The sequence below is a fragment of the Ureibacillus sp. MALMAid1270 genome (assembly GCF_049202975.1).
GTDB lineage: Bacteria > Bacillota > Bacilli > Bacillales_A > Planococcaceae > Ureibacillus.
In genome coordinates this window covers 100,553-113,989 of record NZ_JBMIRP010000095.1, presented here as the reverse complement: position 1 = coordinate 113,989, position 13,437 = coordinate 100,553, and the positions used below count along the sequence as shown (strand labels likewise).

Sequence of the window (13,437 nt, the reverse complement as noted above, 5' to 3'; positions counted from 1 at the left end):
TCCATTAACATCCCATTATTGGTCAAATTTCAATTCCCCCTCTAGCTTTGTGTATTTATTTCCCATCTTTACAAACATGAAAAGGAACCCGCGCACCTTCAAGTACACGAGTTCTATTTCAGCAATGCTATTTATTGATTAACAATGGTAGTTTATTTGGTCCAACTGGGGTTGGTAGCGGATTTGTAAAATCAAATCCTCCCCAGTTAGATTGAATAACATTTTCAAATTTTACTTCCATGTCGAAACTAGCAGCAGTTAATAAAATTCCTTCTATCATTTGCATTGCATCGACAGGATTAAAACTTTCTAAATCTAGCTCAGATGCAAACTTAATAACTACTGTTTTTCCATTTACAGATACAGAATAATCTACTCCTGGCAAAATAACGGTTTGATAAACACCATTATCTTCCACTTTCATACTTTCAAGAGCTTCTTCAACAGTAGTAAAAGATCTTCGTCCATTAGTAGATAAATATTCTGACCCATTATCCTGAGTAAATTTAAAATAATTAAATTGTGTGAATTCAGAATGTAGCTTCAACGGTTTGCTCGGTTCACCTTCTTGATCAAATTCGACTGGTGTTCCATTTTCATTTAAAAATACTACTTCCTCATAAGCTTTAAAAGTATCAATTAAAGAACCTGTATATACACCCATCGTAGCAGTAGCCATATCGTAACCATGACCAGCTGGAAGTGTATGAATCACCTGATCTCCATCTTCTGAAATCGTTCCTTTGTATGGATGATAATCTTGGAATCCGATCGCAGCTTCATCTAAAATAGGAGCATAATAGTTATAAAGCTCAACTTCAGTTGGGTCTGGTTTTCCTAAGTCTTCCATTACTTGTTCATTCGGTATTAAAATCGTGAAAGGAACACTGTCTGCTTGATCACTGGCTAAACCTATATGAAAAACCGTGTATCCTTCTAAATCTTCAGGATAAACGGAAGTTCTTAAACTTGAAGCTGAGTCCTCAGCCATTATTCCGAATTCCCTCGTATCTTGAGCTGATTCACTTTCCGCCATTTCACTAGAAATAGCATTCAAACTAGCTGAATCTTCCGCTTTTTCCGTAGTAGTGAGTGAGTATTGCTCACCTCCACTATTCATCCGGTTCATTAGCGAAGGAATCATAAGTGCAATTAAAGCAATGGCAGCCACTGTTATGAAAGGAGGAATCCATTTGTTACGCTTTTTCTTGATTGTTATTATAGGTTCTTTCGTTTCTGAAGGCTCTTCATCAAAAACACCATCGTCTTTTAGTCGTTGCAGGATTTCATCTTTTGTTCGAGTATCTTTTACTTTTGGAACAGTTGAAAGTAGTTCTTCTATTTTGTCATCATCCCACTGATTATGACTCATATGACTTCGCCTCCTTATCAGTTTCTTTCGTCAAAATTTCCCGTAAGTGTTTAATCGCTCGATGCTGTGTTGTTTTTACTTTACCTTCTGTCCAATTTAAAATCTCAGCTGTTTCTGCAATGGATAGCTCCTGAAGATAGCGCATAATTACGACCATTTTTTGGTCACCTGTACATTTTTCTAATGCTTCTAGTAATTCTCTCAATTCATCGTTTAACTCGACGAATGACTCTGGTGATTTTGTCGGGGACACTAATTGGTTTGTTTCCCAATCAAAGGCATCGAACGTACGTGCAGCCCTCACTGTATTTTTACGAAAATAATCGATTGCTACATTTTTTGCGATGGCAAAAAGCCATGTTTTTTCAGAGCTTTTTCCTTCGAAACGATCATAAGACTTTAATACTCTCACATATACTTCGTGTGATAAATCCTCAGCAACAGAACGATTTTTCACTAAATAAATTAGAAACTGAAAGACGTCTTGATGATAAGTATCATATAAACGATGGAAAATGGATTCTTTCATCCATAACAACTCCCATTCTACTAAATTTGTCGTTTCAAACATTTAAAAGTTTCGGCTTATGTTTAATTTTTTATAAAAAAGCATATTCCCATCTCGCCATATTTAAACACTTATGTGTGATCATGGTATGTAGAAGACCCAATGATAAAAAGCCGATTAAGAACTTAAGTCGATCACCGAAATCGTCAGCCTAGCTTCCTTACTTATTTATATAAAAAGCAGGGAAAAGGCATTCCCTGCTATTGTAAACTATAACCTTATAATGGTAAATAAAAAGTAAATGTCGTACCTTCACCGACAACACTTTCAACCTTAATATTTCCTTTATGCGCTTCTACGATGTTTCTTGCAATGGCTAGACCTAAACCTGTACCACCTTTTGACCTTGTTCTTGCTTTGTCTGCCTTATAAAAACGTTCAAAAACGAATGGTAGATCCTCTTGAGGAATCCCTTCACCTGTATCTGATACTTTCACTTTAGCATACGACAGTTCAACTTCAAGTGAAACCGTTACACTTCCACCATCAGGAGTATGACGTATTGCATTATCAATTAAGTTCGTTAACACTTGCTCAATACGGTCTTCATCTAAACTTACATGTAGATCCTCTGACAGACCAGTAGCAAATTCTAAGTGGACATGCTTTTCTTTTGCAACTTGAGCAAATTTTTGTGTAATACGCTCTATGACATGAACAATTGGCATGTTTTCTTTAAATAACGTAATATTACCTGATTCCATCCGCGCTAAGTCTAACAAATCGGATACGAGACGACCCATTCGTTGTGATTCATCATAAATTATTCGAATCATTTCATTGCGCTCTTCCTCATTTCCAACTACATCATCAATAATCGCTTCTGAATACCCTTGTAACATTGCAATTGGAGTACGTAGTTCGTGAGATACATTAGCAATAAAATCAGAACGTAATTTTTCTAATTTCTTTTGCTCTGTCATATCTCGAATTACGGCAACTGCACCACGAATAGACTGCCCGTTATTTTTCAGAGGACTTATTGTTAAACTATAGCTAGAACCATTAATATCTAATTCTTCTTCTATTTTATCTTCAAAGTCGAGTACATGATCTAACATATGATAAATTTCTGCAGGTATCGGACTGACGTTATTTTCATCTTTCTTCAAATACCATTTTTGCAGTAATTTTTCAGCAGGTGGATTGCTTACTAAAATCGTTCGATCTCGATTAAAAGTAATTACCGCATCCGTCATAGAAGTTAGAATACTCGCTAATTGTTCTTTCTCTTGATTGATTACTTCAAGGTGATGTTTTAGCTGACGCCCCATCTGGTTAAAGGCTACCGCAAGTTGACCAATTTCATCGTTCTGAGTAGATGGTAACTGACTATCAAATTTCCCTTTTGCTAATTCAAAAGCATGTTCTCGCATTTTTCTGAGAGGCAATGTAATTTTACTGGATAAGAAAAATGCAAAGAAGGTTGTTAACAAGAAGGCAATAGCTGCGGATAAAAAGACAATTTTTGTTGTTTGGTTGGTCGTCTTGTGAATAGACTCGGGGTTTTGGAAAATAAAGATGGCCCCGTGCATTTCAGTTTCACTTTTTAACGGGTAACCTAACACAACATACGATTCAAGTTTGTTTGACTCTTTTTGTGAAGGAAGAATCATTTCATTAATCACTTGCTCGTCTGTTTCAAAAACTTTTCTAAATGCCTCATTTTCTAATATGCTCTCCTGAATCTCTTCTTTATTTAATCCTGTTTGGAAAGAAGAAGTAACTTCGTTAGGATTCGTTGCAATAAAAGCATTAGTGTCTTGATTCAATAAATCATCAATTATATCATCTAAAATAGTATCCACATCGTAGTTATTGACTATATTTGCGATTGTAGCAGCTGTATTACTAATAGATGTCTTTGCTTGTTCTTTGTGATAGTTATCAAAGAACTCTAAAATTAATACCGTGAAAATGAACAATACAAATGAAACGAGAAGCAATATGGTTGCCCATAGCTTCCCGACGATACTATTCCATATTCTAGTCATTGACTACCTCAAACTTGTAGCCAACGCCCCAAACAGTGACAATCATTTTTGCAGCATTTTCAGAGACACGGTTAAGTTTTTCACGTAAACGTTTTACATGAGTATCTACAGTACGTAAATCTCCAAAGAAATCATAGTGCCAAACTTCTTTTAGTAATTGCTCACGGTCAAATACTTTGTCTGGAGATTTTGCTAAAAAGTATAGTAACTCATATTCTTTAGGTGTAAGGTTCACTTCTGTTCCATCTGCAGTTACACGGTGTGCATCGTGATCAATTGTTAAATGTGGAAATACTACTAAATCCTTTGAAGCAGATGTATTTGATACAGGTGAGAATGCTGTAGAGCGACGTAGAATTGCTTTAACACGTAATACAACTTCACGAGGACTGAATGGTTTAACGATATAATCGTCTGCACCTAGCTCAAATCCTTGTACGCGGTTTGCTTCTTCACCTTTTGCAGTTAGTAAAATGATTGGTGTAACTTTCTTTTCACGCAGTTCCTGACAGACTTGAAGTCCATCTTTCTCTGGCATCATAATATCTAATAAAATACAACTGTATTCTTTCTCAAATGCTTTTGAGAGAGCAACTTCGCCATTTTCAGCTTCATCTACTTCATATCCTTCTCGCTCTAGATACATTTTTAACAAACGACGAATTCTATCCTCATCGTCTACGACTAATATAGAAATATTTTCAGACATAGGTTTTACCCCTCTCATTCTTCTCTACTATTATTGTACTATTTATGCAAAAAAATGAAAAGATTATAAAGCGAAACAGTCATTTTGTCAGTATTTAAATGCTATTTCAATAGTGCCATACTACTTAATTAATAATATCTATGTAAATGTTAAATAGAAAGAAAGCTCTCCTAAAACAAGAAGAACTTTCTATTCAATCTATAAATAAGATATTAAGCGTAAGAGTGTAAGCCTGCTATTACTAAGTTAACTACAACTAAGTTAAAGATTATAATTGCAAAACCAATTAATGCAAGCCAAGCACTTTTGTTGCCTTCCCAACCTTTAGATAAACGTAGGTGAAGGAATGCCGCATAGAATAGCCACGTAATAAGAGCCCATACTTCTTTTGGATCCCACCCCCAGAATCGGCCCCAAGCTTCTTGTGCCCAAATCATTGCAAAGACAAGTGCACCTAGTGAGAATACAGGGAAACCGATTAGAACAGAACGATATCCGATTTCATCAAACAATTGTAAATTTACTTTCTTAACTAGAGGATTAAGCAATTCAATAATACGTCTTCTTGTAATAAGACGTATTAACAAATAGATTACCGTACCACCTATTAACGACCATACTACTATCGTTAATTTTAACGCGTGAATAAATGCTGGTACTTCAATTAACGGATCCATAGCTCCATCCGTTAAAGTAGTAGATTCATTCATACCGAAAATTGCAGGAACATTATATGAAATTTTTTGTTCCATTCCGTTCTTATCGATGTATGAATATTCCGCTTCATATCCAGCAATATTGAATGCACCGGAAACGACAATATTACCTAATATAGCTACTAAGAAAAATAGAACGGCTTCAAGCCAAAAACGTTCTTTACCTTTTTTCTTACTATCAACAACTTTTAATAAATAAATTAAACCTGCAACTGCACTAATTGCTAGAATCGATTGTCCTAGTGCTGCTGTAATAACGTGGATTGTTAACCAATGGCTTTGTAAAGATGGAACAAGCGGTGTTACATCTTGTGGGAACATTCCTGCCCAACCAATGATTAATAAAGCAATCGGTAAAGCAGCTAAGCCAAGTGCTGTTACACGATACATAAAGAACATTAAAATGAATGCCCCAACTAGGAACATACCAAATGCTGTTGTAAATTCGAACATGTTACTTACTGGTGCATGCCCAGAATGAATCCAACGAGTAATAAAGTATCCTAAATGTGCTAGGAAACCAATGATTGTTACGACAATTGCAAGGTATCCCCATTTATTTGCACGATTAGTAGCACCATCTGGTTTTGAACTCTTAATCGAACCTCCAATTAATAACGTTGCAACTAAGTAGGCTATAAATGCAATTTCTAATAAATTACCACTTAAATCAATTAAACTCATACGGTGTGGTCACCATCCCTTTTAAATTCAAACTAGTCTTATTTTTCATCTTCTATTTCATGATCTTCTTTATCTTTTTCATCGTCTAACTGGTCGATATATTGTGGTAAATGAGCATGAGCAGTTACTGCATCGAGTTCTTTTTTAATGCCGAACCAGTTTTTGTTTGTATGAGCAGCTAAACGAATACGACCGCCCTCTAATTGCTCAACCCATATTCTTCGGTGATTCCAGTACGATCCAATTGTAACACCTAATAAGAAGATAAATGCACCTACGACTAATAGCGGTATTGTGTTATCTTTACGGATTGTTAACCCTGACATATTCACCGTATCTACGCCAGTAAATGCCATTTTGTATTCATTGTTACCAGTTGGCTCTACAGTTTGCTGAATGGCTACAAAGCTTATTTCTCCATCTGGATGGTCAGGTGTAATCATGTTAAAAATAAATGCTGGGTTATTTGGGTTTGGAGATAAAGTTTGTGGCTCACCTTTATCGTTAAATCCAGAGAAATCCGGGAAATATTTTTTCAATTCAACTTTTGTTGTTTCATTAATGATGTATTCTTTTTTAGGGTTTCTTAAATCGATCGTAATTTCCCCTAATGATTCACTTGTCTCTTTATTCGTTAAAGCAAATGTCATTTCTTTTAATTCGTTCAAACGGAAATCCATTTGATACACTGAAAAGCCTTCATGCTGTAATGGGTGGTTTACTCGAATGGAATATTCTTTTACCACTTCTAAATTATCAGTTTGACCTGGTAATGCATCTTCAGATTTTTTATACAGGATGACATCCGTTTGGTAATTTTTTGCAACCGCATTTACACCTTGTTGGATTTGAGCAGTTGTTGGTTCATTATCATGTGTTTCGAAAATAAACTTTTCACTCTTTAAAAAGTATCCATCCATACCTGGTATTGCACGCGTTTCTCCTTCGCGAATCCACATAGAATCATCCACATACATTCCAGGTAGTTGGTGAAGCATAACTCCAACTAAGAAAATAATTAAACCTAAATGATTTATGTATGGACCGTAACGGGCAAATCTTCCCTTCTCCGCAAGTAAAGCTGACCCATCTCGACGAACTTTATATTTAAGTTTTTTAAGTTTTTCTTCAACCTGAGCTAATGTTTTTGTAGAATCACCTTCTGTAATTGTACCTTCAGCAATTACTCTTTGACGTTTCATAAAACTTTCATGACGTTTAACGCGTTGTTTCGTTAATGATTTGTGTAGTGGGAAACCACGGTCAATACTTGCCACAATAATTGAAATACCGAGCATTCCTACAAGTACTTGGAACCACCAAGTGGAATAGAGATCTGCTAATCCTAAATTATAGTAAAGCGTCCCGATTGAACCATAATTCGTTTCATAGTAAAGTGCTCTCTCAGTATCCGTACCTGCAGAAACATAAAATTCTTGCGGGAAAATTGTACCGATGGAAGCTACTACTAAAGTAATAATGATTAAAGATACCCCTACTTTTACGCTAGAGAAAAAGTTCCATACTTTATCGACAATTGATTTGTTAAATGTTTTCGATCTGATAGCAGAACCATCATACTTCATGTCTAACACTTTTTGTGATTTTGCTTCTTCAGTTAATGGTCTACCACAATTCGCACAAATTTTTGTACCAGTCGGGTTTTCATGACCACAAACACAAACTATTTTTTCCATCATTTGAACTCCTATTCTGGCTTAATTGACTCCATATATGAAACGATATCCGCTTCACTCATTTCACCAGTAATAATATCTTTTACTTTACCTTCTGGACTAATAAGAATTGTTGTCGGTAAAGGTACGATATTGTAAGTAGTCATTACATCTTTTGTTGTATCAATAGCAGTTGGAAAGTCTACACCAAGATCTCTAAGGAAACTTTCAACTTCAAATTCTGATTGTGCAATATTAATCGTTAGTAGATTAACACCTTGATCTTTGTAGACGTCATATTGACGATCCATAGCAGGCATTTCTCTCTTACATGGCTCACACCAAGTTCCCCAGAAATTTAAGAAAACGCCTTCGCCTTTAAAATCAGATAGACGATACGTTTTTCCATCTAATCCAACTAATTGAAAATCAGGTGCTTGATCACCATTTTGTAATACCTCTACTTTATCTTTCGTAAATGAACTATAAATTGTATAACCAAAGGCTACTACTAGTAAAACCAGAATAATTCCACGTACAATAGAGCGCTTTCTTTTTTTATCCAATGAGTGTCAACCTCCCCATCTATCTCATTTATCTTGTTGTTTTTGCGATTGTCACGATGATTCACTTTATGATTCATCTCATTTTTGAGTCGTAGACAATAGCATTGCATTTTCTTAGGCAGGTTCACTTATTCAGTTCATTTGCCATTACTTGAATTATGTAAGGTGAAATTTACTGAATAAAGTAAACAAATCACCTATATTATAACAAATATCCAATATAGTACTTTGACCTATTATGAATGATTTTTGAACTTTTCACTACGAGACTAGTGTTAATCAATTTTTCCTGTCTCAGCTAATACACGAAGAAGCTTAACTTCATGTTTCGTAAGTTGGCGATACTCACCAGGATTTAGACCTGTTAAATCTAAAAATGCAAATCTTTCACGTTTTAGTTTTACAACAGGTGTACCAATAGCTTCGAACATACGTCTTACTTGACGATTACGACCTTCGTGAATCGTGATTTCACAAATCGCTTTACCAGCTTTTTCATCAAATGACGTCATACTCACTTTTGCAGGTGCTGTTTTACCGTCTTCCAACTTAATACCTCTCTGTAGCTTCTTTAATCCTTCAATCGTTGGAACACCTTTAACACGTGCAATATAAGTCTTATCAATTTTGAACTTCGGATGAGTCATTTGGTAAGCAAATTCGCCATCATTCGTCATTAATAATAGTCCAGTCGTATCATAATCGAGACGTCCTACTGGGAAAATTCGTTCATGGACATTCTTAAATAGATCCGTTACAGTTTTTCGACCTTTGTCATCTGTAACTGCAGAAATTACTCCTCTTGGTTTATAAAGGAGATAATAAACTTTGTCCTCTTTTTCAAGTTTTACGCCATTAACTTCTATAACGTCAGAATTAGATACTTTGGTTCCCAATTCCTTTACAACTTTACCATTTACTTTCACTTTACCTTCTAATATGAGTTCTTCGGCCTTGCGCCTTGAAGCAACACCTGCATAAGCAATCACTTTTTGTAATCTTTCCATTTCTAGTTCACTCCGTCTATTTAAAATGCTAAGTAAATTGAATACAAAGCGGTTAATGTTGATGAATTGATGCGATTTTGCATTCACGACAATTCACAATGTTTTTGGCGAGTATTCTTTGATTCGATTCATACATACCCGCATCGATTGCATTTTAGAATCTGTTGAAAATTATGTCATATTTTCGTCCAATATAAAAGGAAAACAGCTTTTTGTCACTAAGTATTCTTATCGTTTTCCACTTATAGGGAAATTATTCATTCAGCTGTTTACAAATGTGATTTATAGTGCTTTGTTGCTAGTTAGCGGATGTTAGTTAGGGTTTCTGTTTCTTGCGAGACATTTTGTGCGGTTTTTAATGGTGAGATGTCTGTAATCTATGTTTTTCTAGGACATTTTGGCAGGATTTACTTGATGAAATGTCCCATAACCTATGCTATTCGGACATTTCCACCGGCTTACTGTGTTCAAATATTTCATAACCTATTTTTGGGGCATTTCTAACTGACTTTCATATTTTCTGTCTAAATGACCGCTTTATTTTGACACTTTGGATGTGAATTCATATTTTTTGTCTAAATACCGGCTTTATTTTGACACTTTAGATGTGAATTCATAATTTCTGTCTAAATACCGGCTTTATTTTGACACTTTAGATTTGAATTCATAATTCCTGTCTAAATAACGGCTTTATTTTGACACTTTGGATTTGAATTCATATTTTTTGTCTAAATAACGGCTTTATTTTGACACTTTGGATGTGAATTCATATTTTTTGTCTAAATACCGGCTTTATTTTGACACTTTGTAAATGAATTCATAATTTCTGTCTAAATACCGGCTTTATTTTGACACTTTGGATGTGAATTCATAATTTCTGTCTAAATAACCGCTTTATTTTGACACTTTGGATTTGAATTCATATTTTTTGTCTAAATACCGGCTTTATTTTGACACTTTGGATGTGAATTCATATTTTCTGTCTAAATAACGGCTTTATTTTGACACTTTGTAAATGAATTCATATTTTTTGTCTAAATAACGGCTTTATTTTGACACTTCTCCGCTGATTTCTGAATTTCTGTCACGAAACAACACTGGTTTCCGTGACACTTTTCCGGTGACTCCTATTTTTTTGTCACGTAACTCTGGTTTCCGCGCTCAAATGTCCCATTACCCACCTTATCGAAACATTTCCACCGGCTTCCCTAACACAAATCTCCCATAATCCACCGTTCTACCGCATTTCCTCCGCCCCTCAACTAAACACTACAATACACACTTCCATAACATCCCCCACACCACAAAAAATAGGACTACTCCAGAAAGTCGAACTTTCTAGATAGCCCTACCACTTTCAATTTCCTAGCTCAGTTAAACAACAAACTTACATCTTGACTGTTATCGACCAAGTTGTCCGGATCACAAATCTAAACCTTAGTCACAGAATTATTCCAGCATCATTCGAATCTAATTCTCTAAAGTAACACGTTTTGTAAAGATACTTTGATTATTTAAAAAGACGTGCCAAACACCAAATTCATTTTGTTTTCTAGAAAGATATAATACATTCTTTAATTCGTTTTCTTCGTTTGCATTTAAAAGTAGTTTAATAGGTTCTTCGAGATTGACTGAAATATTATTGTTTACAGTGTAAGATCCTTTATCTGCAATCGTAACTTTTTTGTATTCGTCAAACGCTTTTTGTGCAAGGTATTTATGCACTTGCCAGTCGTTTGATTCATTTAATGTGACAACAATTACTCTTTTGTCATCTTTTTCGAAATAGGTTGCTAACGTTCTTCCAGCGGCCTTAGTAAAGCCTGTTTTTCCTGCTATGGCACCAACTTTTTCTCTTAATAATCGGTGTTTATTTAGCCAGTTTGTACCATGCGTTAGTTTGTCAGTTGCATTATAAGTGATTGTTGTCGCTATTTCACGGAATTGCTCGTTATCCATTGCGTATTTTAGCATTAGCGCTGTATCATATGCCGTTGAGATGTGGAATTCATGATGTAAGCCAGATGGATTTGTAAAATAGGTAGATTTGAGCCCGTAATAGAGTGCTTTTTCGTTCATCAAATCAACAAATCCTTCAATGGAGCCGCCGACACTTTCAGCTATTGCATAGGCAGCATCATTACCTGAGCGTAACATTAATCCATAAAGTAAAGTTTCTAATTTCACCTTTTCACCAGGTTCTACATAAATGGCAGAACCTTCAGCGTTAGCAGCTTCGTGTGAAATCGTCACTTCCATATCTATATCCGCATTTTCAATTGCGACTAAGGCTGTCCACATTTTTGTTAGACTTGCAATGGGCATTCTTACATGAGGGCTACTTCCGTACAATAGTCTTCCCGTATCCGCGTCGATTACTGCATATGATGCACTTGCAGCTTGAGCAGCACCAAAATAAGCAGTAAATGAAAATGCCAACATTAAGATTAGTTTCGCAATTTTTTTCAACTAGGCACTCCTTTGTTCAATTTATCCCACTAATCACATACTTACAATTTTTTATGAATTATATATGAATCAAGCAAATTTTTTCCTAATAATCGATGTGATTCGCGACAACTAAGAATTGGTTTACATTCTTTTCAAGTGGGATTCCACTCTAGTATTTCACGTAAACCAAAAACTTAAACTAAGTAATGGTTACTTTCCTTCTTTTGAGAAAGTTTCCTGGAATTTCGTCATAAATAAATCTGTTTCTTGTTCGTCATCTTTTAACATTTCATCTGGAAGTGGTGGTAGATCTTTAAGTGTTTCTAAACCAAAATAATTTAAAAATTCTTTCGTTGTACCATAAAGGATAGCACGGCCAGTCCCTTCTGCTCGTCCAACCTCTTGAATAAGTGCCCTTGAAACGAGAGTTTGGATTGGTCGATCACTTTTAACTCCTCTTAAATCTTCAATTTCAACTCTTGTAATAGGTTGTTTATAGGCGATAATAGCAAGAACTTCAAGTGCAGCAGTTGATAAAACATTACTCGTAGGGTTTTCAACTAATTTTTTTATCGTATCTGCCATTTCTGATTTAGTTGTTAACTGATATGTACCTGCTAAATTTTTTAATGTAATCCCTCGAACATTAGATTCTTCATAGTTTGTTTTCAGTTCACTTAATGCAGCTTCAATTTCCATCGAATCAACATCCAGTAGCTGAGACAATTGTTTTACACTAATTCCTTCGTCCCCAATTACGAACAGAAGTGCTTCAATTTTACTCATTAAAATTTCTGAGTTCATCCTCGGGAACCTCCTTGTCCAATATTACGAATAACTCTTCGAAGTTATTTTGCTGTTCAACGGAAACAACTTGTCTTTTCATTAATTCTAATATTGATAAAAACGTTACAATAATGGTTGTCTTATCTTCATAAGGGAAAAGATCTGAAAAAGAGGATCTTCCTCCATTCGATTTTAATGAACCTACAACGGCAAACATTTGATCTTTTACAGAGATTTCCTGTCTTGCAACTCTAGTTGACAGTGGTTTTCTTAAATTTTTACGTCGTAAAATCTTTTGTAATGCACCGATCATATCGTACACATTCACTGATGCATCAAATAGTGCTAGTTGCTCGTCTGGAGCAAATGAAGATAAATCACTCGGTGGACGTGTATATACTAATGATCGATCCGATTCTAGCTCTTTTAGCTCAATCGCTGCTTCTTTATATTTTTTATATTCAATCAGTTTATTTACTAATTCTTCTCGTGGGTCTTCTGTTTCAACTTCAAAATCCGCATCTTCCATTTCGCCTTCATGAATGGGTAAAAGCATTCTACTTTTAATAGCAAGAAGTGTTGCTGCCATTACTAGATATTCACTTGCTTCATTTAGCTCTACTTCTTTCATTGCATGAATATGGTCAATATATTGTGCAGTCAATTCAGCCATCGGGATATCATATATATCAATTTCCAAACGATGAATTAAATGCAATAATAAATCAAGAGGCCCCGAAAAGGCATCTAATTTTACTTCATAAGACATAACTTGTACCCACCTGATTATTTGTTAAAGTTCTATTTTTATGTGTTTAGAATCCATTGTCTACACTCATTGATGAAGTATGTGTAGATTGAACTGAATCTATTTATATACCACTCATTAGTATAAAGGAAAGAGGAAA

General features: G+C 35.1%; 11 protein-coding genes. All 11 read right to left on the bottom strand.

The window, feature by feature from the left end; all coding sequences use genetic code 11:
* Nucleotides 1-127: 127 nt before the first annotated feature.
* Entirely contained in the window at nucleotides 128-1,372 is a 1,245-nt protein-coding gene (locus ACOQFO_RS14230; RefSeq protein WP_421690325.1) for a hypothetical protein, read from the bottom strand.
* On the bottom strand, nucleotides 1,362-1,901 hold the full coding sequence (locus tag ACOQFO_RS14225) for an RNA polymerase sigma factor SigX (protein WP_421690324.1): 540 nt from the start codon (nucleotides 1,899-1,901) through the stop codon (nucleotides 1,362-1,364). Before ACOQFO_RS14225 ends, ACOQFO_RS14230 begins: the two co-directional genes overlap by 11 nt.
* Nucleotides 1,902-2,158: 257 nt before the next feature.
* Entirely contained in the window at nucleotides 2,159-3,934 is a 1,776-nt protein-coding gene (locus ACOQFO_RS14220) for an ATP-binding protein (protein ID WP_421690323.1), read from the bottom strand.
* Nucleotides 3,927-4,643, bottom strand: a complete 717-nt coding sequence (locus ACOQFO_RS14215) for a response regulator transcription factor (protein ID WP_421690322.1) — start codon at nucleotides 4,641-4,643, stop codon at nucleotides 3,927-3,929. Before ACOQFO_RS14215 ends, ACOQFO_RS14220 begins: the two co-directional genes overlap by 8 nt.
* Nucleotides 4,644-4,855: 212 nt before the next feature.
* On the bottom strand, nucleotides 4,856-6,043 hold the full coding sequence (gene ccsB / locus ACOQFO_RS14210) for a c-type cytochrome biogenesis protein CcsB (RefSeq protein WP_421690321.1): 1,188 nt from the start codon (nucleotides 6,041-6,043) through the stop codon (nucleotides 4,856-4,858).
* 38 nt (nucleotides 6,044-6,081) lie between these two features.
* Nucleotides 6,082-7,740 (bottom strand): cytochrome c biogenesis protein ResB, encoded by a 1,659-nt coding sequence (gene resB, locus ACOQFO_RS14205; protein ID WP_421690320.1) that lies wholly within the window; start codon nucleotides 7,738-7,740, stop codon nucleotides 6,082-6,084.
* 11 nt (nucleotides 7,741-7,751) lie between these two features.
* Nucleotides 7,752-8,285, bottom strand: a complete 534-nt coding sequence (resA, locus tag ACOQFO_RS14200; RefSeq protein ID WP_421690319.1) for a thiol-disulfide oxidoreductase ResA — start codon at nucleotides 8,283-8,285, stop codon at nucleotides 7,752-7,754.
* A gap of 275 nt (nucleotides 8,286-8,560) precedes the next feature.
* Nucleotides 8,561-9,292, bottom strand: coding sequence for a pseudouridine synthase (locus tag ACOQFO_RS14195; RefSeq protein ID WP_421690318.1), 732 nt, complete (start codon nucleotides 9,290-9,292; stop codon nucleotides 8,561-8,563).
* A 1,470-nt stretch (nucleotides 9,293-10,762) separates the two neighbouring features.
* The gene (locus ACOQFO_RS14190; RefSeq protein ID WP_421690317.1) at nucleotides 10,763-11,761 is read right to left on the bottom strand and encodes a D-alanyl-D-alanine carboxypeptidase family protein; all 999 of its coding nucleotides are present in this window, start codon (nucleotides 11,759-11,761) and stop codon (nucleotides 10,763-10,765) included.
* A gap of 192 nt (nucleotides 11,762-11,953) precedes the next feature.
* Complete coding sequence (scpB, locus tag ACOQFO_RS14185; protein ID WP_421690316.1) at nucleotides 11,954-12,547, bottom strand: SMC-Scp complex subunit ScpB; 594 nt, start codon at nucleotides 12,545-12,547, stop codon at nucleotides 11,954-11,956.
* Entirely contained in the window at nucleotides 12,522-13,298 is a 777-nt protein-coding gene (locus ACOQFO_RS14180; protein ID WP_421690315.1) for a segregation/condensation protein A, read from the bottom strand. The genes scpB and ACOQFO_RS14180 overlap by 26 nt, the downstream gene beginning before the upstream one ends.
* Nucleotides 13,299-13,437 lie beyond the last annotated feature (139 nt).

Excerpts from the sequence above, each read along its gene's own strand:
- ACOQFO_RS14230 (WP_421690325.1), bottom strand. The coding sequence starts at position 1,372 with ATGAGTCATAATCAGTGGGATGATGACAAAATAGAAGAACTACTTTCA.
- ACOQFO_RS14225 (WP_421690324.1), bottom strand. The coding sequence starts at position 1,901 with ATGAAAGAATCCATTTTCCATCGTTTATATGATACTTATCATCAAGAC.
- ACOQFO_RS14220 (WP_421690323.1), bottom strand. The coding sequence starts at position 3,934 with ATGACTAGAATATGGAATAGTATCGTCGGGAAGCTATGGGCAACCATA.
- ACOQFO_RS14215 (WP_421690322.1), bottom strand. The coding sequence starts at position 4,643 with ATGTCTGAAAATATTTCTATATTAGTCGTAGACGATGAGGATAGAATT.
- ccsB (WP_421690321.1), bottom strand. The coding sequence starts at position 6,043 with ATGAGTTTAATTGATTTAAGTGGTAATTTATTAGAAATTGCATTTATA.
- resB (WP_421690320.1), bottom strand. The coding sequence starts at position 7,740 with ATGGAAAAAATAGTTTGTGTTTGTGGTCATGAAAACCCGACTGGTACA.
- ACOQFO_RS14195 (WP_421690318.1), bottom strand. The coding sequence starts at position 9,292 with ATGGAAAGATTACAAAAAGTGATTGCTTATGCAGGTGTTGCTTCAAGG.
- scpB (WP_421690316.1), bottom strand. The coding sequence starts at position 12,547 with ATGAACTCAGAAATTTTAATGAGTAAAATTGAAGCACTTCTGTTCGTA.
- ACOQFO_RS14180 (WP_421690315.1), bottom strand. The coding sequence starts at position 13,298 with ATGTCTTATGAAGTAAAATTAGATGCCTTTTCGGGGCCTCTTGATTTA.